The 25891-nt window shown below is 59.0% G+C and carries 18 protein-coding genes; 9 read left to right on the top strand and 9 right to left on the bottom strand.

The features are described 5' to 3' along the window. Positions 1 to 42 precede the first annotated feature (42 nt). From hrpA to rplY, 3 genes are all read left to right on the top strand, one after another. Positions 43 to 3930 (top strand): ATP-dependent RNA helicase HrpA, encoded by a 3888-nt coding sequence (gene hrpA, locus OKC28_RS08455; protein WP_256688311.1) that lies wholly within the window; start codon positions 43 to 45, stop codon positions 3928 to 3930. A 78-nt stretch (positions 3931 to 4008) separates the two neighbouring features. After that, positions 4009 to 4878, top strand: a complete 870-nt coding sequence (locus OKC28_RS08450) for a LysM peptidoglycan-binding domain-containing protein (RefSeq protein ID WP_256688312.1) — start codon at positions 4009 to 4011, stop codon at positions 4876 to 4878. 106 nt (positions 4879 to 4984) lie between these two features. Beyond that, a complete protein-coding gene (gene rplY, locus OKC28_RS08445) occupies positions 4985 to 5272 on the top strand; it encodes a 50S ribosomal protein L25 (RefSeq protein ID WP_005311442.1) in 288 nt (95 codons plus the stop codon). 142 nt (positions 5273 to 5414) lie between these two features. Here the strand turns inward: rplY and OKC28_RS08440 are convergent, their stop codons facing one another. The 3 genes from OKC28_RS08440 to selD are packed head-to-tail and all read right to left on the bottom strand — an operon-like array spanning position 5415 to position 8303. Then, on the bottom strand, positions 5415 to 6059 hold the full coding sequence (locus OKC28_RS08440; protein WP_256688313.1) for an MBL fold metallo-hydrolase: 645 nt from the start codon (positions 6057 to 6059) through the stop codon (positions 5415 to 5417). Positions 6060 to 6088: 29 nt separating this feature from the next. Next, positions 6089 to 7204 carry a tRNA 2-selenouridine(34) synthase MnmH gene (gene mnmH / locus OKC28_RS08435; protein WP_270688698.1) on the bottom strand — a complete coding sequence of 372 codons (1116 nt, stop codon included), beginning with the start codon at positions 7202 to 7204 and terminating at the stop codon, positions 6089 to 6091. Between the two features lie 58 nt (positions 7205 to 7262). Beyond that, positions 7263 to 8303 carry a selenide, water dikinase SelD gene (gene selD / locus OKC28_RS08430; RefSeq protein ID WP_256688397.1) on the bottom strand — a complete coding sequence of 347 codons (1041 nt, stop codon included), beginning with the start codon at positions 8301 to 8303 and terminating at the stop codon, positions 7263 to 7265. Positions 8304 to 8508: 205 nt separating this feature from the next. Here selD and OKC28_RS08425 point away from each other — a divergent pair, with 205 nt between their 5' ends. Further along, on the top strand, positions 8509 to 9228 hold the full coding sequence (locus tag OKC28_RS08425) for a transporter substrate-binding domain-containing protein (RefSeq protein WP_017412215.1): 720 nt from the start codon (positions 8509 to 8511) through the stop codon (positions 9226 to 9228). A 226-nt stretch (positions 9229 to 9454) separates the two neighbouring features. On the opposite strand, the gene OKC28_RS08420 is transcribed toward OKC28_RS08425, so the two are convergent. From OKC28_RS08420 to OKC28_RS08410, 3 genes are all read right to left on the bottom strand, one after another. Beyond that, positions 9455 to 10642, bottom strand: coding sequence for an acyltransferase family protein (locus tag OKC28_RS08420; RefSeq protein ID WP_256688316.1), 1188 nt, complete (start codon positions 10640 to 10642; stop codon positions 9455 to 9457). A gap of 339 nt (positions 10643 to 10981) precedes the next feature. Then, complete coding sequence (locus tag OKC28_RS08415) at positions 10982 to 12172, bottom strand: class I SAM-dependent methyltransferase (RefSeq protein ID WP_059112021.1); 1191 nt, start codon at positions 12170 to 12172, stop codon at positions 10982 to 10984. 114 nt (positions 12173 to 12286) lie between these two features. After that, positions 12287 to 13717: a methyl-accepting chemotaxis protein gene (locus tag OKC28_RS08410; RefSeq protein ID WP_270688695.1), complete on the bottom strand. Its 1431-nt coding sequence runs from the start codon at positions 13715 to 13717 to the stop codon at positions 12287 to 12289. Between the two features lie 86 nt (positions 13718 to 13803). Here OKC28_RS08410 and yccX point away from each other — a divergent pair, with 86 nt between their 5' ends. Next, a complete protein-coding gene (yccX, locus tag OKC28_RS08405) occupies positions 13804 to 14076 on the top strand; it encodes an acylphosphatase (RefSeq protein WP_256688318.1) in 273 nt (90 codons plus the stop codon). A 69-nt stretch (positions 14077 to 14145) separates the two neighbouring features. On the opposite strand, the gene OKC28_RS08400 is transcribed toward yccX, so the two are convergent. Then, positions 14146 to 14781: a glutathione S-transferase family protein gene (locus OKC28_RS08400; RefSeq protein WP_256688319.1), complete on the bottom strand. Its 636-nt coding sequence runs from the start codon at positions 14779 to 14781 to the stop codon at positions 14146 to 14148. A 191-nt stretch (positions 14782 to 14972) separates the two neighbouring features. Then, a complete protein-coding gene (gene metG, locus OKC28_RS08395; protein ID WP_256688320.1) occupies positions 14973 to 17006 on the bottom strand; it encodes a methionine--tRNA ligase in 2034 nt (677 codons plus the stop codon). Positions 17007 to 17192: 186 nt separating this feature from the next. Between metG and apbC the strand changes: the two genes are divergently transcribed. From apbC to OKC28_RS08375, 4 genes are all read left to right on the top strand, one after another. After that, positions 17193 to 18275, top strand: coding sequence for an iron-sulfur cluster carrier protein ApbC (gene apbC / locus OKC28_RS08390; protein WP_256688398.1), 1083 nt, complete (start codon positions 17193 to 17195; stop codon positions 18273 to 18275). 109 nt (positions 18276 to 18384) lie between these two features. After that, complete coding sequence (gene udk, locus OKC28_RS08385) at positions 18385 to 19029, top strand: uridine kinase (RefSeq protein WP_021138915.1); 645 nt, start codon at positions 18385 to 18387, stop codon at positions 19027 to 19029. A gap of 63 nt (positions 19030 to 19092) precedes the next feature. Further along, positions 19093 to 19674, top strand: a complete 582-nt coding sequence (gene dcd / locus OKC28_RS08380; RefSeq protein WP_005311470.1) for a dCTP deaminase — start codon at positions 19093 to 19095, stop codon at positions 19672 to 19674. A gap of 416 nt (positions 19675 to 20090) precedes the next feature. Beyond that, positions 20091 to 21563 (top strand): inorganic phosphate transporter, encoded by a 1473-nt coding sequence (locus tag OKC28_RS08375; protein WP_042467361.1) that lies wholly within the window; start codon positions 20091 to 20093, stop codon positions 21561 to 21563. A 757-nt stretch (positions 21564 to 22320) separates the two neighbouring features. Here OKC28_RS08375 and rne read toward each other — a convergent pair. Continuing rightward, positions 22321 to 25521: a ribonuclease E gene (gene rne / locus OKC28_RS08370; RefSeq protein ID WP_270688692.1), complete on the bottom strand. Its 3201-nt coding sequence runs from the start codon at positions 25519 to 25521 to the stop codon at positions 22321 to 22323. Positions 25522 to 25891: the final 370 nt, after the last annotated feature.

Raw genomic sequence — 25891 nt, 5'->3', positions numbered from 1 at the left:
GATATGGCCCCATGCCGGGCTTTCTATTAAGGAATTTGTACCTTGTCTCTCTCTATCGAGGCGCTGCGCCGCCGTCTATCAGCCTGCATGAACCTTGATGCCCGTCGTCTTTCCAGTCGTCTGAACGGGATCAAGAAGCTGCCCGAGGGCAAGCAGATCACAGTGCTGGAGACCATTGCCGCCGATCTGGACGCAGCGCAGGCGCGTTATCAGTCCCGTCTGGCCGGTGTCCCCAAGGTCACGTACCCGGACAACTTGCCTGTCAGCCAGAAGCAGGCAGAGATCGCCAAGGCGATCAGTGAGCATCAGGTGGTGATCATCGCCGGTGAAACCGGCTCGGGCAAAACGACCCAGATCCCCAAGATCTGCCTGGCGCTGGGGCGCGGGGTGAAGGGCTTCATCGGCCACACCCAGCCGCGCCGTCTGGCTGCCCGTACTGTGGCTGCCCGTATCGCAGAGGAGATGGAGTCAGAACTCGGCCAGTACGTGGGTTACAAGGTGCGTTTTACCGATCAGGTGAGCGAGCAGACCCACATCAAGCTGATGACAGACGGTATCTTGCTGGCGGAGATCCAGAACGACCGTATGTTGACCCAGTACGACACCATCATCATCGATGAGGCCCACGAGCGCAGCCTCAACATCGACTTCATTCTGGGTTATCTCAAGCAGCTGCTGCCAAGGCGCCCCGACCTCAAGGTGATCATCACCTCGGCCACCATAGATCCCCAGCGCTTCTCCCGCCATTTCAACAAGGCGCCGGTGATCGAGGTCTCCGGCCGCACTTATCCCGTCGATGTGCGCTATCGGCCGCTGCTGGAAGGGAGTGACGATCGCGACCAGTTGCAGGGTATCTTCGATGCGGTGCAGGAGCTGGCCGAGGAAGGACTGGGGGACATTCTCATCTTCATGAACGGCGAGCGGGAGATCCGCGATACCGCCGATGCCTTGAACAAACTGGGCCTGCGAGATACCGAAGTGCTGCCGCTCTATGCGCGCCTCTCCAACACAGAGCAGAACCGGGTGTTCCAGCAACACGCCGGGCGGCGCATAGTGCTTGCCACCAACGTGGCGGAAACCTCCCTCACAGTGCCGGGCATCCGTTATGTGATAGACCCGGGTACCGCCCGCATCAGTCGCTACTCCTGGCGTACCAAGGTGCAGCGCCTGCCCATAGAGCCGGTCTCCCAGGCCAGTGCCAACCAGCGCAAAGGGCGCTGTGGCCGGGTGGCGGACGGTATCTGTATCCGCCTCTACTCCGAAGAGGATTTCAACAATCGTCCCGCTTTTACCGATCCCGAGATCTTGCGTACCAACCTGGCTTCCGTCATTTTGCAGATGCTGGCGCTGGGGCTTGGCAACATGGAGGCCTTCCCCTTCGTCGAGCCGCCCGAGTCGCGCCACATCAAGGATGGCCTGAGCCTGCTCAAGGAGCTGGAGGCAGTAAGAGAGCTGCCTGGCACCCGGGATCAGGAGCCCAAACTGCAGTTGACCGACATAGGTCGTCAGCTGTCGCGCATTCCCCTTGATCCCCGTTTGGCGAAGATGGTGATCACGGCGGCGCAAACCGGTTGCCTGAGCGAGGTCATGGTGATCACCGCCGGCCTCAGCATCCAGGATCCCCGCGAGCGGCCCATGGAGAAGAAGCAGGCCGCCGATGAGCAACACAAGCGTTTTGAAGACAAGGACTCTGACTTCCTTGCCTTCGTCAATCTGTGGAATTACCTCAAAGAGCAGCAGGATGCATTGGGCAGCAACCCGTTCCGCCGCATGTGCCAGAAGGAGTTCCTCTCCTACCTGCGGGTGCGCGAATGGCAGGATATTCACTTCCAGTTGCGCCAGACGGTGAAAGAGCTGGGCTTTAAAGCCAATCATGAACCGGCGGATTTCAAGACGGTACATTGCGCCTTGCTGACCGGTCTCCTGAGCCATATCGGCAACAAGGATCTGGAGAAGCCCGAGTTTCTCGGCGCCCGCAACGGCCGCTTCCACATTTTCCCGGCCTCGGGTCTGTTCAAGAAGCCGCCCAAGTGGGTGATGGCCGCCGAACTGGTGGAAACCTCCCGCCTCTACGCCCGGGTCAATGCCAAGATTGAACCCGAGTGGGTGGAGCCGCTGGCGGCTCACCTCATCAAGCTGCACCACAGCGATCCCCACTGGTCGAAGAAGAATGGCGCCGTCATGGCCAAGGAGAAAGTGACCCTGTTTGGTCTGACGCTGGTCAATGAGCGCACCATCAACTTCAGCCGCCTCGATCCTGTGCTGTGTCGAGAGCTCTTTATCCGCCGTGCCCTGGTGGAGGGGGATTTCGAGACCCGTCACCGCTTCTTTGGCGACAACCGTAAGCTTCTGGCCGAAGTGGAGGAGCTGGAGCACAAGTCCCGCCGTCGCGACATTCTGGTGGAGGATGAGGACTTGTTCCGCTTCTACGACGCCCGTTTGCCGGAAGAGGTGATATCAAGTCGCCACTTCGACAACTGGTGGAAAGAGGCACAAAAGCAGGACCCAGAGCTGCTCAACTTCGAGCGGGAGATGCTGATGAAGGGGGATGCGGCCCACATCAGTGATCTCGACTATCCCAACTTCTGGCAGCAGGGGCGACTCAAACTTAAATTGAGCTACCAGTTTGAACCGGGGGAGGCGGCCGATGGCGTCACCCTGCATATTCCGCTGCCATTGCTCAATCAGGTGGAGGTAAAGGGGTTCGAGTGGCTGATCCCCGGGCTGCGCCATGAGTTGCTGGTGGCGCTGATAAAATCCATGCCAAAGCCGATGCGCAAGAATTTCGTACCGGCCCCCAACTACGCCGATGCGCTGCTCGCCAGCCTCAACCCCGAGCAGGGACCGCTCCTCGATGAGATGGAGCGTCAACTGCGGCGCATGACGGGGGTGACTGTGCCCCGCGAGGCGTGGGACTGGGCTGCGGTGCCCGATCACCTGAAACTCACCTTCCGGGTGGTGGACGATAGGCACAAGCCTATTGCGGAAGGCAAGGATCTGGAGGCGCTGAAAGAATCCTTGCGTGGGCGTGTGCAGGAGACGCTGTCCCAGGTGGCGGACGACGACATAGAGCAGTCAGGCCTGACGCTGTGGAGCTTTGGTGAATTGCCGCAGGAATACAGCCAGAAGCGCGGCGGCTTCGAGGTGAAGGCCTATCCGGCCTTGGTGGATGAGAAGGATTCTGTCTCCATCCAGCTGGTGGAGAGCGCTGTGGCCCAGCAGCAGCTGATGTGGGCGGGCCAGCGCCGACTGGTGCTGCTCAACGTGCCATCACCCATCAAGTACCTGCAGGAGAAGCTGCCCAACAAGGCCAAGCTGGGGCTCTATTTCAATCCGTTTGGCAAGGTGGCCGAGCTTATCGATGACTGCATTGCCTGCGGTTGCGACAAGCTCATTGCACAGCATGGCGGCCTGGCCTGGGATGAGGCCGGTTTCGAGGCGCTCAAGGAATTTGTGCGCGCCGAGCTTAACGATGCCGTGGTGGAAGTGGCCAGCCAGGTGGAAGCCGTACTGACGCTTTCTCACGAAATCAAGAAGCGGCTCAAGGGCAAGATGCAGCTCGACACCGCCTTTGCCATGTCGGATATCCAGCTTCAGCTGGGCAACCTCATTCACAAGGGGTTCGTGACCGAGACTGGCTGGCAGCGGCTGCCGGACTTGCTGCGCTACCTGCGAGCCATTGAGCGCCGGATGGAAAAGCTGGCCATCGATCCCAACCGGGATCGGGTTTACATGCTCAAGGTGCAGAGCGTTGAAGCCGAGTACAAAGCTCTCTTGGCCAAGATCCCCAAATCCCAGTTGATTCCGACCGAAGTGGCCAATATCCGCTGGATGATCGAGGAGTTGCGGGTCTCCTTCTTCGCCCAGAATCTGGGGACCCCCTATCCGGTGTCAGATAAACGGGTGCTCAACGCCATCGCCCAGTGCTAATCTGCTGTAGGAGACAGGCAGGTCTTCGTGTCGGTGGCCCTTGCCGCCGACCAGGAAAAGGCTAACGGAGGAGCAAGGATGCTTGGATTCTGGTTAAGCGTGGCAATGGTCAACATCAGTGGCTATCAACCCATAGCCGAGCAAACCTGGGTACAACTGAACCCGGAGTATTACCCGCTACACCGTACTCCGCCGGCTATGTTCGTGGCCTGGCGGGGCAATCAATTTCCCCCCCTTGAGCTCAAGAAAAAGAAGGGCCGCTGGCAGGTGCTGTTTCCGGCCCGGCTGGTGCCCCCCTTTGACCTGTTCGAGGGGGAGGCTCAACTCTCCAAGGCGTATCTGGCCCGGCTCAGGCGTATCGATGAGGCCGCCTACGGGCTTGCGCCCCTGCTGCCTGCCTTGGAACAGGGGCAGAGCCAACAGGCTGCGATCCCTGGTCAGGTACCCTTTCTGGCGGAATTTTCCGCGCCTGCGATGCCCGGTCAGCCAAGAGCCATCCGTGATGGGGCCGAGCCGCTGCTGGTGAGCCTCAATCTGCGCGCAACCTGGCTGGCGCCGGAGGCCATGCTGGCGAGTGTCGCCCTAGACGAGGCGAAGAGAGAATCGCAACCCCTTGTCACACCGATATCCGTCAACACGACCTTGACGCTGGCGGCTCCCGCTGCCGGTGGTGGCAAGCAGGTCTGTCATCGGGTGGCATCGGGAGAAACCCTGTGGCGCATTGCTGCGACCCTGGCTCAGAACGGCACTGTCACGGGCATAGCGGGGGACACTTACAGCTATCTGCTGGCCATTGTCGATGACAATCGCCCGCTGATGGGCAACGGCATCCGGGTCAAGGCGGGGGATACCCTCTACTGCCCTGCGCCGCAGACGCTGGCGCGCTTCGATGCCCTGAGTCCGGCACAGCGGCAGCAGCGTTTTGCCCGACTGGAGCAGGGGCGTTAAGGTATCTTGTCACTGTTCAGGGCCCATGCTAGTATGCGCACTCGTTTTGCGAGGTGCTGACCGGTCGCAGTCAGCACCATAAATTCATCTATATGAGATAACCACTATGTCTTTCGTATTCCAAGCTGAAGTCCGTTCTGACCTGGGGAAAGGTGCGAGCCGCCGCCTGCGTCACGCTGACCAAGTTCCTGCCATCATCTACGGTGCCGGCAAAGAAGCTCAGTCCATCACTGTTGACCACAAAAAATTCATCATTGCCCAAGAGAAGCCGGAATTCTACGAATCCGTGCTGACCCTGGTCATCAACGGTGAAGAAGTCAACGTTAAAGTGAAGGCTATCCAGCGTCACCCGGTTAAGCCGAAGCTGGTTCACCTGGATTTCGTTCGCGTTTAATAGCGAGCCAATCTGGTTGAAGAAAAAGCCACTCTCAGGAGTGGCCTTTTGCTGTCTGGCGTTTGATGACGCGTGCAGCAAGTCATGAAAGAGGGCGACCCCGGGGTCGCCCTCTTGGCGTCAGTGGCAAGCCTGCTTGCTGTTACCAGACGGGTTGGGTCAGGTAAGGATTGCTTGCCTTTTCTCGGCCAAAGGTGGAGCTGGGGCCATGGCCCGGGATAAAGACAATCTCGTCACCCAGCGGCAGCAGGGTTTCAGTGATCGACTTTATCAAGGTGGCGTGATCACCGCGTGGGAAGTCGGTGCGGCCTATGCTGCCGGCGAACAGCACATCACCAACCCAGGCGAGTTTTTCGGCCTGGCTGAGCAGGATGACGTGGCCCGGAGTGTGGCCCGGGCAGAAATAGACCTCCAGCTCGCAGTTGCCCACTCGCACCTTGTCACCCTGCTCAAGCCAGCTGTCCGGCGTGAAAGCAGGGGTATGGGCGAAGCCAAACATCTGGCTCTGCCGGGGCAGCATGTCGAGCCAGAAGGCATCTTCTTTGTGGGGGCCAGTGATGGCTACACCGGTTGTTTTGCGCAGCTCTGCGGCGGCGCCCACGTGATCCAGATGGCCATGGGTCAGCAGGATATGGGTCAGGGTAAGCCCGCGCTGGGTGATGGCTTCGAGCAGCTTGTCGGCCTCGCCACCCGGGTCAATCAGCGCCGCCTGGTGGGTCTCGTCACACCAGATGAGGGAGCAGTTCTGGGCGAATTGGGTGACCGGGATCACCTCGAATTTCAACATAGGGGGTCCTCTTGTTTGACGGGGGTGAGTCAGCCTTGCTGCCGGGCTGCGTATTGCTCGGCAAAGAAGTCCAGACAGGCCTGCTTCTCACCCCGGAACACGATGCGCTCACGCTTGTTGCCCAGTTGATAGAGATACATAGGGTCGTAGTAGCGGGTCAGCAGCAGGGTGATCCAGGCCAGATGGCGCTCGGTGGTGCCGCTGTTGGCTTGCTCGGCAAGGGCGATTTGCATCAGCTGGTCCAGCTCGCGGTGTGCTTGATCGCCAAGGCGGCGCTTGAGGCGGGCCAGCGCATCGGTGAGATAGGCTGCAAACAGTGGCCAGCCTTCTTCGGCGCCAAACATGGCCTGATAACGCAGCCAGAGATCGTGCACATAGTCCTGGCGGATCTGTTCGGCACGCTCGCTCTGCGGCACATCCACCACCACCAGCGGTGCCTCGCACATGGCATCAAACAGGGGGTTTGGCAGGCAGCAGCGACCGATGAGCCGGCTTTCGTCCTCCACCACGAAGGCATGTTCACCCTGGTGGCGGCGCTTGAGCAGTTCGATGGCCAGCTTGTTTTCAAAATTGATGTTGCTGGGCTGGCCTCCTGGAAGCTGACCAAATGACGAGCCCCTGTGATGGGCATGCCCCTCCAGATCCACCGCCTGAATCACGTGCTCCAGCATATGGGTCTTGCCGGAGCCGGTCATGCCGGTCAGCACTGTCCAGTGACACTCGGCCGCGGCTTTGTCCAGAGTATCAATGAGGAAACGGCGCATCTCCTTGTAGCCACCGGCTACCCGGGGACGGGTGACCCCGGCCTCATGCAACCAGAGTTGCACGGTTTGTGAGCGCAGGCCGCCACGAAAGCAGTAGAGCAGGGCATCGGGCTGTTTTCGCAACTGTGCCAGCCAGCCGTCGAGCCGTTCGGCACGCACGGCGCCCCCCACCAGTTTGTGACCCAGTTCAATCGCCGCCGCCTGGCCTCGCTGCTTGAAGCAGGTGCCCACCTGGGCACGCTCATCGTCTGTCATCAGGGGCAGACTGGTCGAGCAGGGGAAGGCCCCTTCCTTGAACTCGATGGGGGCACGCAAGTCGATAAGCGGGACATCATCCAGAAAAATCCGGGCCAGATCCGAGGTGAGTGGCAGTTGGCTCATCGCAGGACCTCCAGAGACGTCCGAGCCAGATCCGTATCAATAGCAAGCAGCTGCTGACTCATTGGATAACCTCGATAAACTGGTTTCCGGTATAGGCTTTCAGCTGGCCTATGGGGGAGAGGGTCAGCCCCGCTTGTGTGGCGATGGCAAGGAGCTCGGCTTCACTTTCTTTACCGACGGCAACCAGCAAGCCGCCGCTGGTCTGCGGATCGCACATGATGTTGCGGGTGCGTTCATCCATGGCACCGAGCTTGGCGCCATAGGAATCGAAGTTGCGCAGAGTTCCGCCCGGTACGCAGCCCTCGGACAGGTAGTAATCTACCTCGTCGAGCAGTGGCAGCGCCTTGAAATCGAGGGTGGCACACACCCCTGAGCCTTCGCACATCTCAAGCAGGTGTCCCGCCAGGCCAAACCCGGTCACATCCGTCATGGCGTGCACGCCGGGCAGTTCGGCAAAGCGCTGGCCAATCTTGTTGAGGGTGCACATGGCATTGGGGGCCAGCTGCTCATGCTCTGGCTTCAATTTGCCCTTCTTCTGGGCCGTGGTGAGGATGCCGATACCGAGGGGCTTGGTCAGGTAGAGGATGTCACCCGCCTGGGCCGTGTCGTTCTGCTTGATGGCATCGAGCGGCACTATACCGGTCACGGCAAGACCGAAGATGGGCTCGGGGGCATCGATACTGTGGCCGCCAGCCAAGGATATTCCCGCTTCATGGCACACCTGGCGGCCGCCATCTATCACCTGCTGGGCCACTTCCGGGGCTAGGGTATTGATGGGCCAGCCAAGGATGGCAATGGCAACGATGGGCTTGCCGCCCATGGCGTAGATGTCGCTGATGGCGTTGGTGGCCGCGATGCGGCCAAAGGTAAAGGGATCATCGACGATGGGCATGAAGAAGTCGGTGGTGGAAACAATGCCCTGACCGTTGCCGATATTGACCACTGCCGCGTCATCCTTGCTGCTGTTGCCAACCACTAGGGTCGGGTCGTCAAAGCCCGGGATCTGGCTCTTGAGAATGGTGTCGAGCACCTTGGGAGAAATTTTGCAGCCGCAGCCAGCCCCGTGGCTGTATTGGGTCAGACGAATGGAAGACATGATTACCCCTTGTTTGGCTGTTTCTCAAGATGAAACAGCGTATATCAGGCAAAAGGAGATGACCCTGAGCGGGCCATTGGACAGGGCATTATGCCACAAGAACTCTGCGGGTTCGAATCACAATAGCCTGTCGTCTCTGCTGCCTTGACAAAGTGTCCTTCGCTCCTCTTATCTCAAAGGGTTTCCCCACACAGGCAAGAGGTATGAGATGAAATCATGGATGATAGGATTACTGCTGGCGCTGTCGACCTTTGGGGCGCATGCCGCCAGTGTGACGGCTGCGCAAGATCCCTGGCCGCCCTTTGTCATTGATGCCAACAAAGGCATCTCGGTAGAGCTGGTCAAACGTGCACTTGCCACCCAGGGTTATGAGCTCGACATGCGGATCATGCCTTGGGCCAGGGCGTTGTCGGAAGTTGAGGAAGGGAATATCGACATTCTGGTAGGGGCATGGTTCACCGAGGCGCGCACCAAGTCACTGCGTTTCAGTGACGAGTATCTGAAGAATCAGGTCAAATTTATCCAGTTGGCTGGCGGCAGTTTCGAGTTGAATGGCTTGGCCAGCCTCAAAGGCAAGAGCATTGGCATAGTGCGGGGTTATGGCTACGGTGACGACTTCATGCAGGCTGAGCTAAACCGCCAGGAGGCCGGTGACTTGCCGACCAATCTGAAGAAGCTGCTTGATGGGCGTATCGACTTGACGTTGGAAGATGAAGTTGTTGCCCGGGCCATCATGGCTCAGCAGGGAATGGATGCCAGCAAGTTTGCCTTCACGGCCAATGCGCTCTCTACCAACCCGCTCCATATCGCCAGCGGCGTGAAAAACCCGCGCGGCCAGGAGTTGATCGAGGCTTTCAACAAGGGATTGGCAATCATCAGTGCAGACGGGACCATGGATCAGATCCTGACCAGTTACGGCGTTAAATAAACCGACTGCGGTGAGCCATATCATGACTAAACCCGGTATCAAGGGGCCACCTTCTTAAGGTGGCGCCTTTTTCAGGTTATTGGGGGGGGGGGCAAGGATTTGACGGGCAGGGTACTGGTAACCATGGTTCCATGCACAACAGCATCGTTTTTAGCTAGCATCCGAGTCGTCTGAGCAAACCTGGAGACGCTGACCGATAGGTTATCCAGGCTTGGTCACTGCTTGTTTAACTGACTCGCTCCATCGCCGCCGGTTGCCGCGACTTGCCAAAGCGGCGCAGACGCCGTTGCAGTGGTCGCTCCAGCAGGTTGTAGCTTAAAGAAGAGAGGCCGATCAGCACTGCCAGCATCAACAGGGTCGCCACTACCCCCAGCAGCGGGCTGGTCTGGGCATACCACCACTCGGTGAACCCCGGCGCCAGATAGTGAATAAGCTCGCAGCCGGTGAGCAGTACCAGCACATGGAGCAGGTAGATGGAGTAGGAGAGATCCCCCAGCCCGTTGGTGAGGCGGTTGTCCAGCAGGCGCAGCAGCGGGCTCTGGCGCTCCCCCTGAGCGGCGGCAATCCAGATCAGCAACACGTAGGCGCCGATCAGCAACAGGGTCAGCTGCGGCGTCATGGTGAATTGCATCAGCACGAAGGGCAGGAAAAAGGCGATCAGCAACGGCAGATCCCGTTGCATCATGGGCAAGCCTTTCGCGGCCTTGACCCTGGGCAGCAGCCAGAGTCCGAGCACGAATTCACTCACCCCGCGTCCCACCGCCAGCGCCCCGCTGGTGACATCCAGGGTGCCCCGGCTGTGCACGATATAAGCCAGCACCGTCAGCGCCAGCAGCGGCGCGAGATGGCCCCAGCGACTGCGGGTCACGGCGAGCGGGATCAGCAGCGGGAACAGCAGATAACTTATCCACTCCACGCTGAGGGACCAGGCGGCGAAGTTCCAGGTCAGCCCGTGACTGGTTACCACCTGCAGCAGCAGGAAGGCGCTTGGCAGCGCCTCGGCCGGGGTGAAGGGGGAGCCGAAGGGCGGCATCCCCTCCCACTCCCACATCTTGAACAGGGGGCCGGCATAGAAGCCAATCCCGTGCCGGGTCTTGTAAAGCTCCCAGCCAACCAACAACAGCAGGGTCACCAGGTAGAGGGGGTAGACCCGGGTCAGCCGCAGCCAGAGGAAGCGGCCATAGCCGATGGTGCGGGGCGTGCGGGTGAAAGCCTCCCCATAGACATGGGCCAGCACCACGCCGCTCAAAATAAAGAAGAGGTCGACCCAGAGGTAGCCATTCTCGATGAGTTGGGTGTAGCCTGCGATCGACTCCATCCACTGGGGAAAGAGCAGCAAGCGGGCATGGAACAGCACCACCATCAGGGCAGCGATGCCCCGCAGCGGCGTTAACAGCGGCAATGATTGATTCATATCGGGATCCCTTGTGATGTTCAGCTTGGCCTGACATCGATTTTGTTGTTGTGCAGGGGCATCAAGCCTGATGCCCCGCAGCCTTGACTCATGCTGGTCACAGGCGGGACCACACTACCCAAAAGAGAGTCATACGGGTGTGATTAAAGTCATAAAGTGTGCACGGATTGTGCACAACAACCGTTCAAACAGTGAAATAAAGACAGGGAAAGATAACAGGCGGAAGAAGAATGAGGGGGGCAAGGGAGCCGCGTCTCGCTCGGGCATTATACGCAGCGATGCCTAAAAATCAGGCCCGCAATGCGGGCCTGATTGATCAAAGGGAACGGGTATTGACGATCAGCGGGCGCGAACCACCAGCCCTTTGAGATAGAAGCCTTCCGGATAGGCGGTGCCAATGGGGTGATCGGAGGCTTGTGACAACAGCTCCAGGATCTGGGCATCGCGACCGGCGTCGAGCGCCGCATCGGCCACGATCTTCTGGAACAGGCTCTGCTCCATCAGGCCGGAGCAGGAGTAGGTCAGCAGCACGCCACCCGGCGCCAGCAGCTGGAACGCCAGCATGTTGATGTCCTTGTAGCCGCGGCAGGCACCCAGCAGCTGGGCCTTGCTCTCGGCAAACTTGGGCGGATCCAGCACGATAACGTCGAACTTCTCACCCTTCTCGCGGTATTCACGCAGCAGCTTGAACACATCGTGACGGATGAACTGGGTGTTGGAGATATCCAGTCCGTTCAGCTCAGCGTTGTGGCGGGCCATATCCAGCGCAGTCTGGGAGAGATCCACGTTGACCACTTCGTTGGCGCCACCCTTGAGGGCATAGATGCCAAAGCCACCGGTGTAGCTGAAGCAGTTGAGCACCCGCTTGCCCTCGGTGTACTTGGAGACAGCCTGACGGTTGTCGCGCTGATCCAGATAGAAGCCGGTCTTGTGACCGTTGCGGATGTCCACCAGGATCTTGACGCCGTTCTCTTCGATCACCACAGGCTCGGTCGGAGTCTCGCCATGGATGACGCCGGTACGCTCTTTCAGCCCTTCCTTCTTGCGCACAGCCACGTCTGAGCGCTCATAGATGCTGCACTCCGGGTAGAGAGTGCGCAGCGCTTGCGTGATCAGCTCGCGCTGGAACTCGGCACCGGCGGAGAGGATCTGGCACACCAGGAAATCGGCATAACGGTCTATGGTCAGACCCGGCAAACCGTCTGATTCGGCGGCGCACAGGCGATAGCCGGTGAGGCCCTGACGCTTGATCAGCGGATCGCGGGACTCCTGGGCATATTTGAGGCGACGCAGGAAGAAGTCGAGATCGACTGTCTCCTCTTTATCGAAGGTCCAGACCCGGGCACGGATCTGGGAGCTGCCTGACCAGGCACCACGGGCGAGCCACCGGCCATCGTTGGCGTAGATCTCGACGGTATCGCCGTCAACGGGGTTGCCTTCAACCCGCTCAATCCCCTTGGAGAAGATCCAGGGGTGACGGCGCAGCAGGGATTTTTCGCGACCTTTGACGAGATAGATGAAAACGCTCATGGGTGTTTGCCGATGGTAAAAAGAAAAGGGGCCACATTCTATGTGGCCCGCTGGTAAAACTCAAACAACCTTGGCAAGAGAGCCCGGCTTGTCTGATCTGGCATCAACTTCAGATCAGATCTTGAGCCCCTTCAATGCCTGGGCCAGCTCGGTTGCCGTGCCTTTGAGACCGGCAGTGCCGGCCACAGAGGCACTGGCGGATTCCTCCACCTGACCCGCTTCGTGGCGCACCTGGTCCAGGTTGCGGGTGATCTCCCCGGCGACCGAGCTCTGCTCCTCGCTGGAGGTGGCTATCTGGGTGCTCATCTCCAGCACGGCATCGCTGTGGTTGCTGAGCTTGTCGATGTCGAGCCCCACTTCGCTGATCAGCGCCTGGCTGCTGGCGGCGCGGCCGACTGTCTTCTCCATGATGTCGTTGAGGGCGCCGGTGCCGGCCTGCAGCTCTTCGATCATCTGCTGGATCTCCACAGTGGCCTGCTGGGTGCGGCTGGCGAGGGTGCGCACCTCGTCCGCCACCACCGCAAAGCCACGACCCTGCTCACCCGCGCGGGCGGCCTCGATGGCGGCATTGAGGGCCAGCAGATTGGTCTGCTGGGAGATGGCATTGATGACGTTGACCACCTCGTTGATGCGATTGGCGTTGTGGGTCAGTCGCTCCACCGCGCCTGAGGCATTGCCAATTTCGTCGGCCAGGGTGCGGATGGCGGCTATGGTACGCGATACTCGGGCGGCGCCGTTGGCCGCCTCTTCGCTGGATTGGCGAGTCTGTTGCAGGGTGTCGTTGGCATTGCGGGCCACTTCCCGAATCGCGGCCGACATCTGCTCCATGGCGGCAGCCAGGGAGTCCATGTGCTGGCGCTGGGAGCGGGCCATGGTTTCCCCTTCGCTGGCGTGGTCACGAAATTCGTCGGCGGCCATGGTGAGCGCTTCGGCAGACTCCTCCACCAGCTGCACTATCTTGTGCTGACGGTCGGTGAATCTGTCTATGCTGCCCGCCAGGATGGAGAACTCGTCCCGCACCGGGAAGAAGTTGAGACGGAAGGTAAGATCCCCGTCAGCCACGGTTTGGAGCGCCTTGTTGGTGGAGTAGAGGGCGCCGGAGACAAAGGTCATCAGGTAGTGGGTGATGAGGGCCAGCAAGGCCGCCAGCACGGCAATGATGGTGAGGGTGGTGCCTTGTCCGTCCCACATGGAGTAGCGGCCGGCATCCAGGCTGCCGGTCACGAAGCCGGCCTGGCCTGCGCTGGCACTGAAGCGGTAGTTGTCTCCCTGTTGGGTCAGGCCGGCACTGCCGGTCGGGCTCAGGGTGAGATCCGCAGGCAGGGTGAGGGTTGGTTGCTGGCTCACCAGCTGGGCGCTGGTGTCGACCCTCAGTTGCAACTGATTCAGCCGCATTTGCATCTGCTGACTATGGCTGTCAGCCAGCAGATACCAGGTGAGAAAGGCGATAAACAGCAGAGGGCACCAGAAGGTAATGAGAAATTTTTCACTGATCGTGAGATGAATGAGATAGCGGTCAACCCACCGGAATTTTACTTCTTTCATAATGGTATTGCGTCCTGCAAGGGGGAAGAGAGTGTCGCGCTCATTATCGCCTTGGAGAGAAATTTCTTAAGGGAAAGGTGTGAGAAATGGGAGAGCAATCGTTTGTCGTGCGCGTCTGGGGTCAGGTGCAAGGGGTGGGATTTCGCTACTTCACCCGTGAGCGGGCGTTGCAACTGGGGCTGAGAGGCTACGCCTACAACCTGGCAGATGGCTCGGTGGAGATCCTGATCTGTGGGCCCGAGCAGGGGGTGCAGATGATGCTGGGCTGGCTGGAGCGAGGCCCGCGTACCGCCGAGGTGACCCGGATGGAGTATGAAGAGACACCGCCACCACAGAAAGGGGGATTTCACACCAATTGAGCGGAGGGAAACCGCCATGCCACACATAAAAACGGGAGCCATCGGGGCTCCCGTTTGCCTATGTTGGCGTCAGCTGGCCTGGGCGGCGTCGGCGATGGCCTGGGTCTTGGCCAGCACGGCTTGCAGGGCAGGGCGTTTGGCCAGGCGATCCCGATAGGCGGCCAGCTTGGGGGGAATGGTCTGCTCGAAGCGGGTTGCCCACATCAGGGTATGGGCCAGCAGCAGATCCGCTATGGTGATCTGCTCCCCCAGCAGGTAGCCCTGTTCGGGCACCCAGGACTCGGCGATGGCCGCCGCCTTGTCAAACTCCCACTTGGCGGTGGGGAAGATGGCTGGCAGGCGCTGGGGTTCCGGCAGGGCAAACTTGTGCTTGCCGATGGTCCACAAGGGTTGCTCCAGCTCACAGGTAATGAAGCTGACCCACTGGGCATGCAACGCCGATGTCTGCGTCCCTCTGGCTGGCAGCCAATCCGAGCCATAGACTTCGGCCAGGTACTGCATGATGGCGGCGGATTCGGTCAGTACGAAATCCCCATCTTTGAGCACCGGCATCTTGCCACTCGGGTTTAGCGCCAGAAACCACTCGCTGCGATTCTCGCCCTTGGCGAAGTCGAGAAACTGAAATTGCCACGCCACGCCCAACTCTTCCAGTAACCAGGATATGCGCAGTGCCCGGCTGACCGGGGTTCCGTATAAGGTGATCATGTTTGCTCCTTGTCTGATGAGTGACGGGCCCATGTGCGCCCCTTGGTGAAAAGGCAGTCTAGGCAAATTGTGCCGCGGCAACAACCGCCTATGTGTGGGGGATCGGGGACGAGTCTGCCCATGCTGTGGGAAAATGGCATAAAAAAGAGAGGCCAGATGGCCTCTCTTCTCATAGGGGGCAGCAAGCGTGCTTACTTGACGCGCATGCCTGGCTGGGCGCCTTCCTGCGGCTCCAGGATCCAGAGGTCCTTGCCGCCCGGCCCTGCGGCCAGCACCATGCCTTCGGACATGCCAAAGCGCATCTTGCGCGGCGCCAGGTTGGCCACCATCACGGTCAGCTTGCCTTCCAGATCTTCCGGGTTGTAGGCAGACTTGATGCCGGCAAACACCTGACGGGTTTCACCGCCCAGATCCAGTTGCAGCTTGAGCAGCTTGTCCGCTTCCGGTACCGCTTCCGCCTTTTTGATCAGCGCCACGCGCAGATCAAGCTTGGCGAAATCCTCATAGGAGATGGTTGGGCTTATGGGGTCATCTGCCAGCGGGCCTGTGATCTTGGGAGCTTGCTCCTTGGCAAGGTCCTCCTTGGAGGCCTCGATCATGGCTTCAATTTTGGCGGGCTCGATGCGGGAGAACAGCGCCTTGAACGGGGCCAGCTGGTGGTTGGTTAGCGGCTGGGCCACGCCATCCCAGGAGAGGGTTTCACCCAGGAAGGCTTCGGCACGCTCGGCCAAGAGCGGCATGACCGGCTTGAGGTAGGCCATCAGCACGCGGAACAGGTTGATGCCCACGGAGCAGACCGCCTGCAGCTCGGCGTCTGCGCCTTCCTGCTTGGCCAGCACCCAGGGCGCCTTCTCGTCCACATAGCGGTTGGCCTTGTCGGCCAGCGCCATGATCTCGCGGATGGCGCGGCTGAATTCGCGCGCTTCATAGGCCTCGCTGATGGAGGCGCTGGCGTTGGCGAACTCGGCATAGAGCTCGGGCTCGGCGCAGGTAGCGGCCAGCTTGCCGTCGAAACGCTTGGCGATAAAGCCGGCATTGCGAGATGCCAGATTGACCAGCTTGTTGACCACGTCGGCGTTGACCCGCGCCACGAAGTCATCCAGGTTGAGATCCAGATCGTCGATGCGGCTGTTGAGCTTGGCGGCGTAGTAGTAGCGCAGGCACTCCGGATCCAGGTGGTTCAGGTAGGTGGAGGCCTTGATGAAGGTGCCCTTGGACTTGGACATCTTGGCACCGTTGACGGTCACATAGCCGTGTACGTTGACCTTGGTCGGCTTGCGGAAACCCGCCCCTTCCAGCATGGATGGCCAGAACAGGCAGTGGAAGTAGGCGATGTCCTTGCCGATGAAGTGATAGAGCTCGGCCTCGGAGTCCGCCTTCCAGTAGCTGTCAAAGTCGATGTCGCCGCGCTTGTTGCACAGGTTCTTGAACGACGCCATATAGCCGATGGGAGCATCCAGCCAGACGTAGAAGTACTTGCCAGGGGCACCCGGAATCTCGAAACCGAAGTAGGGGGCGTCGCGGGTGATGTCCCACTGCTGCAGGCCGCTCTCGAACCACTCCTGCATCTTGTTGGCCATCTCTTCCTGAATGGCGCCGGAGCCGCGTACCCAGCCGGCCAGCCAGGTTTCGAACTGGGGCAGGTCGAAGAAGAAGTGCTCGGAGTCCTTCATCACCGGGGTCGCACCGGAGACGGCGGATTTCGGATCGATGAGCTCGGTCGGACTGTAGGTGGCACCGCAGCTGTCGCAGTTGTCGCCGTATTGCTCCGGAGACTTGCACTTGGGGCAGGTGCCCTTGACGAAGCGATCCGGCAGGAACATGGATTTTTCCGGATCGAACAGCTGAGTGATGGTGCGGCCCTTGATAAAGCCACCGTCTTTCAGACGACCGTAGATCAGCTCCGCCAGTTCGCGGTTCTCATCGCTGTGGGTGGAGTAATAGTTGTCGAAGCTGATATTGAAACCGGCGAAGTCGGTCTGGTGCTCTTTGGAGACAGCCGCGATCATCTCTTCCGGGGTGATCCCCATCTGTTGCGCCTTGAGCATGATGGGGGTGCCATGGGCATCATCGGCACAGATGAAGTGCACCTGATGGCCACGCATTCGCTGATAACGAACCCAGATATCGGCCTGGATGTGTTCCAGCATGTGGCCAAGATGGATGGAGCCATTGGCGTAGGGGAGGGCGCAGGTTACCAGCATTGTACGAGGATCAGTTGCCATATAGTCGTTCTTGATGTGCTTGTTGTGATGATACAGTGCCGTGCATGTTACCCGAATTGGGGGTCGCCTGCCTAGGGTGGCGGCGCTGTCCGCTCTGGTGCTCGCGCTGGTTGGCAAGCAGGCAAGCCACTGATTTGTGTGCGGTAACAGTTCACCTCAAGATAATGACAAGATAATGAGGAGTTACTGGTGATTGATTCAGTAAAACAGATCCTGGCCGAATTTAAGCCGACAGGGTGGGACAAGGATCTGGTTGCGGCCGGGTTTGCGCGCAGCATAGAGCAGCAAGGGCAAGGCCTGGTCATCAAACTGGTGTTGCCCTTTGCCGGATCTTCCCTGTTTGAGCAGATCAAGCAGGAGTTCGATGCTCGCCTGCGTACCGCTACCGGTGCAACCCGCATCGACTGGACCTGTGACATCGAGGTGGCCAGCATGCCGCGGGCGCAAGGGCTGGCCGCGGTGCAGGGTATTCGCAACATCCTGGTGGTCGCCTCCGGCAAGGGCGGGGTCGGCAAGTCCACCACCGCCGTCAACCTGGCGCTGGCGCTGCAAAAAGAGGGGGCGCGGGTCGCCATTCTGGATGCAGACATCTATGGCCCCTCCATTCCGACCATGATGGGTACCCTCAAGGAGCGTCCCAGCAGCCTTGACGGCAAGTTGATGGAACCCGTGATCGCTTGTGGCCTCAAGAGCAACAGCATTGGTTATCTGGTGGCCGAGCAGGATGCCACCATCTGGCGCGGCCCCATGGCGAGCAAGGCGCTGGCCCAGATCCTCCATGAGACCCGTTGGGGCGAGGTGGACTATCTGGTGGTGGACATGCCGCCAGGTACGGGGGACATACAACTCACCATGGCCCAGCAGGTACCGACGTCGGCAGCCGTGATCGTCACTACGCCGCAAGATGTGGCACTGGCCGATGCCCGCAAGGGGGTCGCCATGTTCAACAAGGTCAATGTGCCCGTGCTCGGCATCATAGAAAACATGAGCTATCACGTCTGCAGTGCCTGCGGTCATCGCGAGTCCTTGTTCGGGACAGGTGGCGGCCAGAAGATGGCAGAGCAGTATCAAGTGGCGCTGCTGGGTCAGCTGCCGCTGCACATTGATATCCGCCAACACATGGATGATGGCTGCCCGACCGTGTTCGGTGCACCGGAAGGAAGCCTGGCCCAGGCCTATCTGAAGCTGGCTCGTCGGGTGGGGGCTGAACTCTATTTCAGCGGTAAACCGATTGCGACCCCTCTCTATGCCATGGCGCTGGATGAATAATCGGCTGTCGGCTGTTTGAGGTGGATTTGAGGGTGGGCATGGCTCACCCTTTTTTATATAATGGATCGGTTTAAACAATCCCCACTGCTCTTCTCTTTAGGTATTTTCAATGTCTGATACTCAACATTCGTGTGTGATCATCGGTATTGCTGGCGCATCCGCGTCTGGCAAGAGTCTTATCGCTCAAACCATTTATGAAGAGCTGGTGGCCGAACTGGGCGCAGGTCAGATTGGTGTGATCACCGAAGATTGCTACTACCGTGATCAGACCCACCTGACCATGGAAGAGCGGGTCAAAACCAACTATGACCACCCCAATGCCCTGGATCACGATCTGCTGGTGCAGCATCTGAGCCAGCTGGTGAAAGGGGATGCGGTCAATATCCCCCAGTACTCTTATACAGAGCACACCCGCATGAACGAGGTGACACCGTTCGCCCCGCGTCGGGTGATTATTCTGGAAGGGATCCTGCTGCTGACCGACAGTCGCTTGCGGGATCTGATGGATGCCTCCATCTTCATGGATACCCCGCTGGATATCTGCCTGCTGCGCCGTTTGGTGCGTGACGTACAGGAGCGTGGTCGTACCATGGATTCCGTACTCAAGCAGTATCAGAAAACCGTGCGCCCCATGTTTTTGCAGTTTATCGAGCCTTCCAAGCAGTACGCGGACGTGATCGTGCCCCGCGGTGGCAAGAACCGCATCGCCATCGACATGCTCAAGGCGCGCATTCGTCACATGTTGATTGGTTAAGATGAAACAAGCCGGGTGATGCCCGGCTTTTTTAAATGAACATTTTGTCAGGAGAGTCGCCCAATGCGTCTTTGTGATACCGATATTGAACGTCATCTGGATGAGGGCAAGATCGTCATTGAGCCAAGGCCCGGTGTTGAGCGGATCAGCGGCGTCAGCGTCGATGTGCTGCTGGGCAACGAATTTCGGGTATTTCGTGATCATACCGCTCCCTATATTGATTTGAGCGGCCCGAACAGCGAGATGGCCGACGCCATCGATCGGGTGATGAGCGACGAGATCCACATTCCGGATGGCGAAGCCTTTTATCTGCACCCGGGCCAGCTGGCGCTGGCGGTGACCTATGAATCCGTCACCTTGCCTGCGGATATTGTCGGCTGGCTGGATGGCCGCTCCTCCCTGGCTCGTCTCGGTCTGATGGTGCACGTCACCGCGCACCGGATCGATCCGGGCTGGTCTGGTCGTATCGTGCTGGAGTTCTACAACGGCGGCAAACTGCCGCTGGCGCTGCGCCCCAAGATGAAAATCGGTGCCTTGAACTTCGAGATGCTCTCCGGCCCAGCCGCCCGCCCTTACAACAAGCGGGAAAACGCCAAGTACAAGAGCCAGCAGGGCGCCGTTGCCAGCCGCATCAACCAGGATTGATATCCATACTTGCAGAGTGTTGAAAGAGGGGCGCCCATGGCGCCCCTTGCTGTTGGGCTTGCCATTATGCCCAGTGACAGCGTGCAGGAGACCCAAGTGGTTGGGGCAGGGGAGCGGGCTCATTGCTTGCCCTTATGTCTCCATTATCAGGTGTCGGTCGGCCGAGAATTGACGCTGTAACCGATAGAAAATCTGTCTTGCGCTGCCTGAATGTGATGAATTGTCCCCGTTTGGGAACTGTTTTTGTCAGCTCAAGTTTGTTTAATTAATCAAAGACAAGCCGCATGGAGACTGGCTCTAAGCTATTTCCCTACTGAATGCCCTTTTTTTTTCTTACTGAAATATTTCAACAACGGGTATGGCACCGCCAGCCTTCTGGCATAATCCGCCGCAACTCATAAACAGGTTCGTTTTGTATGTTTGAAATGTTTAGTGGTTTGGGTTTGTGGTGGTCAATCGGTTTGGTATTGGCCGTTTTTTTTGTGCTTGCCTATGAATTTATCAATGGCTTTCACGATACCGCTAACGCGGTAGCAACGGTTATCTACACCAAAGCGATGCCGGCTCACCTGGCGGTAGTCGCATCCGGGATCTTCAACTTTTTTGGCGTCATGTTCGGCGGTCTGGGCGTGGCCTATGCCATTGTCCATTTGCTGCCGATTGATTTGCTGTTGGGCATGGATTCCACCCAGGGTTTGATCATGGTGTTCTCCCTGCTGTTTTCCGCCATTGTCTGGAATCTGGGGACCTGGTTCCTGGGCATTCCGGCTTCCAGTTCTCACACACTGATCGGTTCCATTCTGGGGGTAGGCGGTGCCTATGCCTGGCTCAACCATCAGCCGCTGACTCAGGGCATCAACGTCGCCAAAGCCATCGACATCATGCTTTCCCTGATCATCTCGCCGACCGTGGGCTTCATCGTGGCAGCCCTGTTGCTGTTTGCCATGAAACGAGTCTGGCTGGGCAGCAAGATCCACAAAACTCCGGAAGAGCGTTTGCTGGTGGATGGCAAGAAGCACCCGCCGTTCTGGGCGCGCCTCACCCTGGTAGCTTCTGCCATGGGGGTAAGCTTCGTGCACGGCTCCAACGATGGTCAGAAGGGCATTGGTCTGGTGATGCTGGTGTTGATCTGCATGGCCCCCGCCTATTTTGCATTGGACATGAACAGCCGTTCCTACGAACTGGATCGCACCCAGGATGCCAACCAGCGCATCATGGAGATCTATCAGCGCAACCACGAGCTGGTGTCTCAGGTCGTGGACTTCAAGGTGCCTGCCCAGGCCCAGGAAGAGCTGATGACCCATTGCTCTGCGGACGCTACGCTGCAAAACATGGCAACCCTGGATGCCCGTCTGGGCGCTGTGCGTACCTATGAAGAGATGGACCTGACCAATCGTCGGGAAGTGCGTCGCCTGCTGCTGTGTATTGACGACACAGCCCGCAAAGTGTCCAAGCTGCCGCTGCCGGCCAAAGAGCTGACTGACCTTGCCAAATGGCGCAAGGATCTGACAGCGACCGCTGAATATGCACCGACTTGGGTCATCGTCTCCATCGCCTTGGCGCTGGGTTGCGGCACCATGGTAGGCTGGCGTCGTATCGTCTACACGGTGGGTGAGAAGATAGGCGCCACCGGTATGACATACAGCCAGGGCATTGCCGCCCAGATCACTGCGGCTGCGTCCATCGGTGTTGCCAGTTTGACCGGTATGCCAGTGTCCACCACCCATATCCTCTCTTCTGCGGTAGCGGGGACCATGGTAGCGAACAAATCCGGCCTGCAGAGCCAGACCATCAAGACCATACTGATGGCCTGGGTGCTGACCCTGCCGCTGACCATGTTGCTCTCTGGTGGTCTGTTCCTTATCAGTCACCATCTGTTTGGCGGCTGATAACAGCTAATCTTGCTGATTGACGAAGGGCCTGCGGGCCCTTTTTTCATTGCTGTGGATCAGAGTCCGTCTGCTTCGTCTCGAACCAATACAAAGCGTTGACCAAACAGGATGGGCTTCCTGGTTATATTATGTATGCCATCAAACTAGATGCGTTGTTCACCCAATAACACCGCCTATCCAACATGGATATACCTATCCCGGCAACACATGCCAACAGTAACTGTGCATTGCAGACGTCACTCAGGGGGCTGCTACTCTGTGCTGTCCGTTATCAAGGGTCAGCATACGGTACATACTCAGGGCGCAAGAGGGGCATCTGTGCTCATCATCTGGGGCAGATACCCATCCTGGCTGAATATGGGAGACAGATGTAACGAGGATCCATCCTGGCTAAACAGAGTCTCTGCTGCTAGCCCCAAGACAGACACGAGTAGACAAGGGTGAGCAGGGCATGTGCAGGACTCTTGCTCAACCAGCGCATTTGTCAGAGAGAGGGGGGATGACAGGCAAGCATCAATCATAAGCGCGGGGCCAGGCATCATTGTCTAATGAAGCGAACTGGCTGGAGAGGCAATAAGGGCTTGCTAGCGTTGCCAAAGGGATGACACCAGCTGACTGGTGCGGGGCAGGGGAATCTTATATGCCGGAGAGCAGGGGGCATATTGCAGCGGGAGCCTCATCTACCTGAATTGAGGATAAAAAAAGAGCCACACACTGTGTGGCTCTTTTTTCTATCAGGCTAGTTAGCCAGCAATCAAGGACGACCAGCCGGGCTGGTTGCCACATTGACGGCAGCAGTACTGCCCGCATGACGGCCAGAGCTTGCCACTTCGCTGCGAACCAGCGGTGCTTGCTCTACCGGCTCACGCTCCGGCTGGGCTGGCGCCGCAGCAGGCGTTGCCATCGGGGCTGAAGCCTTGCGAGCGCTGGCCAGCAGACCGGCACCCTTGTTGACCTGCTTGGTCACAGGGGCTGCAACAGCTGCCTTGGCAACAGGCTGTTCAGCCGCAGGCTCAGCGACCGGTTCAACCACAGCAACGTCAGCAGTCACGACCGGCGCAGTTGCGATGACAGCAGGAGCTGCCTCAATGGGCGCAGCTTCGGCAACAGGGGCTGCTTCGGTAACAACTGGGGCCTCATCAGCAGGCGTTGCTGCAACGACCTCAGTAGTCTTGACATCGACAGGTGCTGCTTCAATGACGGGGGTCACTTCGGCAACGACTGGCGCAGTCACGGCCTCTGCCACAACCGGCTCGGCAGCAACAGGGGCTACGTCAGCGTCGGCAACGGTGTCGGTCACGACAGGTGCTGCAACTACGGCTACGGCGGCTTCTGCTTGCTCACGTGCTTCTTCGGCAACGGCTTCTGCCACTACGTGCTCGGTCAGAGCGGAAGAGGCTTGTACGGCAGCGGCAATGGCAGCGGCGCTCGGGATGGTGACGACAGGCACAGCCGGCTCTTCCACCTTCACCTGAGCAGCATCCGCCTGGGCGGCTGTGGTCATGGTTGCGGTGTCTGCCTGCTGATCGTCATCATCACGCTGGCTACGGGCATCTTCGTTGATGCGCTTGCGGCGTTGACCCTCGATACGCTGAGTGCGCGGGGTGCGACGGGAACGACGCTGGCCGTCGGCCTGCTCGTCACTCTGCTCAACGGCATCCGCCACGACAGCAACGGGAGCCTCGGTCGGCACAACAGCAACATCGCTGGCCGGTACGTCGGCACGGATCTGCTTGCGCAGTTGACGACGTTCGCGGCGCTCGGCGACTTTCTGCTCTTTTTCCTGCTGTGGCTCGGCGCTGACAAGGGCAGTTTCAACGATTTCTACCGCTTCAACGACCGCCTCGGCACGGGGCTCGCGCGGTGCACGGGGCTCACGAGCCGGACGCGGGGCACGCGGTTCACGTTCCTGACGCGGTTCGCGGGGCTCACGTTCCACACGCTGCTCGCTGCGTACTTCAGTACGAGTTTCACGTTCCTGACGGGGCTCACGCTCTTGACGAGGTTCGCGCTCTTTGCGCGGACGACGGTTGCGGCTTTCGCCACCCTCGCGGCTGGCGGCGCCTTCGCGCTTCTCACCCGCTTCAGCTGTGTTGCGGCTGTTGCGGTTGTCGTCACGACGGGGACGCTGACCACGGCCACGGGTGTCATCACGCTGATGACGATGAGCCTCGTCCTTGCGTGCTTCCCGTTGCACTGCCGGTTTCTCGGCAGGGGCCTTGACATCGGCAGGGGCTGCGTCGGAACCGAACAGACCTGAAATGGCCTTGAACAGTTTGCCAAACAGACCCGCTTCCGCTTTGGCGGCAACGGGAGCTGGCGCCGCGACGGGGGCAGCAACTGCAGCCGGCGCAGCCGGTTGAGGTGCCTGGACGAAGCCTTGCAGCAGCGGTTGCTCACGCTCGATCACCTGAGTCTGCTTCGGCTGGTAGACCGGCTTGGCAATCTCGGTTTTCAGCTCGTAGCTGGCCGCTTCCGGGATTTCGTTCTGACGGATGCGGGTCACTTCGTAGTGCGGGGTTTCCAGGTGCTGGTTAGGAATGATGTACAGACGTACTTCATTACGCTGTTCCAGACTGGCGATGGAGGCGCGCTTCTCGTTGAGCAGATAGGCGGCAACATCAACCGGCACCTGAGCATGAACCTGCTCTGTGTTGTCCTTCATGGCCTCTTCTTCGATGAGACGCAGAATGGACAAGGCCAGTGATTCGTTGTCACGGATGACCCCCTGGCCCTGGCAACGGGGGCAGATATGACTGCTGGACTCGTTGAGGGAGGGGCGCAGACGCTGACGGGACATTTCCAGCAGACCGAAACGGGAGATACGGCCCAGCTGGATGCGGGCGCGGTCCTGATGTACCGCTTCACGCAGACGGTTTTCCACTTCGCGCTGATGGCGAACCGGCGTCATGTCGATGAAGTCGATGACGATCAGACCACCCAGGTCGCGCAGACGCAATTGACGGGCAATTTCATCGGCCGCTTCCAGGTTGGTTTGCAGCGCCGTCTCTTCGATATCGCCGCCCTTGGTGGCGCGGGAGGAGTTGATATCGATGGAGGTCAGTGCTTCGGTCGGGTCTATGACTATGCTGCCGCCGGAGGGCAGGCGCACTTCGCGCTGGAAGGCCGACTCGATTTGGCTCTCAATCTGGAAGTGGTTGAACAGGGCAACTTCACCCTTGTACAGCTTCACGCGGTTGAGGAAATCGGGACGAACCAGCTCGATGTGAGCACGGGCACGTTCAAAGATGACAGGGTCGTCGATCAGGATCTCGCCTACATCGCGACGCAGGTAGTCACGAATGGCACGTACTATCACGTTGCTTTCCTGGTGGATAAGCACGGGAGCAGTTCGGTCCTGTGACGCCTTGTGGATGGAGTCCCAGTGGTTGAGCAGAACGTTGAGATCCCATTCCAGCTCTTCCGGGGATTTGCCCACACCGGCGGTACGCACGATGAGGCCCATGCCGTCCGGCACTGTCAGTCCACTCAGGGCTTCTTTCAGTTCTGTCCGTTCATCGCCCTCAATGCGGCGGGAGATACCGCCTGCACGGGGATTGTTCGGCATCAGCACCAGGTAGCTACCGGCCAGGCTGATAAAGGTGGTGAGGGCTGCACCCTTGGTGCCACGCTCTTCTTTATCGATCTGGACGATCACTTCCTGGCCTTCGCGGACCACTTCTTTGATGTTGGGACGACCCTGATAGGAATAACCGGAGGGGAAGTAATTGCGGGCGATTTCCTTTAACGGCAGGAAACCGTGGCGTTCAGCGCCGTAGTCGACAAAAGCAGCTTCGAGACTGGGTTCTACGCGGGTGATCTTACCCTTGTAGATGTTCGCTTTTTTCTGCTCATGGCCCGGACTTTCAATATCCAAATCGTAGAGCTGTTGTCCGTCAACCAGCGCTACGCGCAACTCCTCTTCCTGAGTCGCGTTGATTAGCATTCTTTTCATTGAGTTCTCGTTATTTTGTCATTTTGATTTCCTCCACAGGATCCTGCCGGCGCCGGCCTCGGGTCTTCAGCATACTTGGGCAACCTCCCGGTTGGGGTATGCATGAGGCGCAAACTAAGGGCGCTCTGGTTCGGCCTTCTCGAAAGGCATGAATTAAGGATGCCGATGTGGAGACAAATAATCGGTTCTGCTTGTGTTCTCCATGCGTTGTACCTCGCACCCGGGAACCGTCATGTTCTTATATACACGGTGTTTTGGGATTGGGTGGCATAAATATTGGCCACTTAGTACAAGGCTTGAACACAATGACAAAACCTTGTTTATTATCCCATTTAAACCACTTTTATAGCAAGGCGCCATTTTTCAACAA

Source organism: Aeromonas sp. D3, from assembly GCF_027705025.1.
GTDB lineage: Bacteria > Pseudomonadota > Gammaproteobacteria > Enterobacterales > Aeromonadaceae > Aeromonas > Aeromonas salmonicida.
The sequence above is the reverse complement of the archived record's forward strand: the minus strand, read 5'-3'. Positions and strand labels throughout refer to the sequence as shown.

Bases quoted from the DNA above. Each gene is read 5' to 3' on its own strand.
- OKC28_RS08450 (WP_256688312.1), top strand. From the start codon at position 4,009: ATGCTTGGATTCTGGTTAAGCGTGGCAATGGTCAACATCAGTGGCTAT.
- rplY (WP_005311442.1), top strand. From the start codon at position 4,985: ATGTCTTTCGTATTCCAAGCTGAAGTCCGTTCTGACCTGGGGAAAGGT.
- OKC28_RS08440 (WP_256688313.1), bottom strand. From the start codon at position 6,059: ATGTTGAAATTCGAGGTGATCCCGGTCACCCAATTCGCCCAGAACTGC.
- mnmH (WP_270688698.1), bottom strand. From the start codon at position 7,204: ATGAGCCAACTGCCACTCACCTCGGATCTGGCCCGGATTTTTCTGGAT.
- OKC28_RS08425 (WP_017412215.1), top strand. From the start codon at position 8,509: ATGAAATCATGGATGATAGGATTACTGCTGGCGCTGTCGACCTTTGGG.
- OKC28_RS08420 (WP_256688316.1), bottom strand. From the start codon at position 10,642: ATGAATCAATCATTGCCGCTGTTAACGCCGCTGCGGGGCATCGCTGCC.
- OKC28_RS08415 (WP_059112021.1), bottom strand. From the start codon at position 12,172: ATGAGCGTTTTCATCTATCTCGTCAAAGGTCGCGAAAAATCCCTGCTG.
- OKC28_RS08410 (WP_270688695.1), bottom strand. From the start codon at position 13,717: ATGAAAGAAGTAAAATTCCGGTGGGTTGACCGCTATCTCATTCATCTC.
- yccX (WP_256688318.1), top strand. From the start codon at position 13,804: ATGGGAGAGCAATCGTTTGTCGTGCGCGTCTGGGGTCAGGTGCAAGGG.
- OKC28_RS08400 (WP_256688319.1), bottom strand. From the start codon at position 14,781: ATGATCACCTTATACGGAACCCCGGTCAGCCGGGCACTGCGCATATCC.
- metG (WP_256688320.1), bottom strand. From the start codon at position 17,006: ATGGCAACTGATCCTCGTACAATGCTGGTAACCTGCGCCCTCCCCTAC.
- udk (WP_021138915.1), top strand. From the start codon at position 18,385: ATGTCTGATACTCAACATTCGTGTGTGATCATCGGTATTGCTGGCGCA.
- dcd (WP_005311470.1), top strand. From the start codon at position 19,093: ATGCGTCTTTGTGATACCGATATTGAACGTCATCTGGATGAGGGCAAG.
- OKC28_RS08375 (WP_042467361.1), top strand. From the start codon at position 20,091: ATGTTTGAAATGTTTAGTGGTTTGGGTTTGTGGTGGTCAATCGGTTTG.
- rne (WP_270688692.1), bottom strand. From the start codon at position 25,521: ATGAAAAGAATGCTAATCAACGCGACTCAGGAAGAGGAGTTGCGCGTA.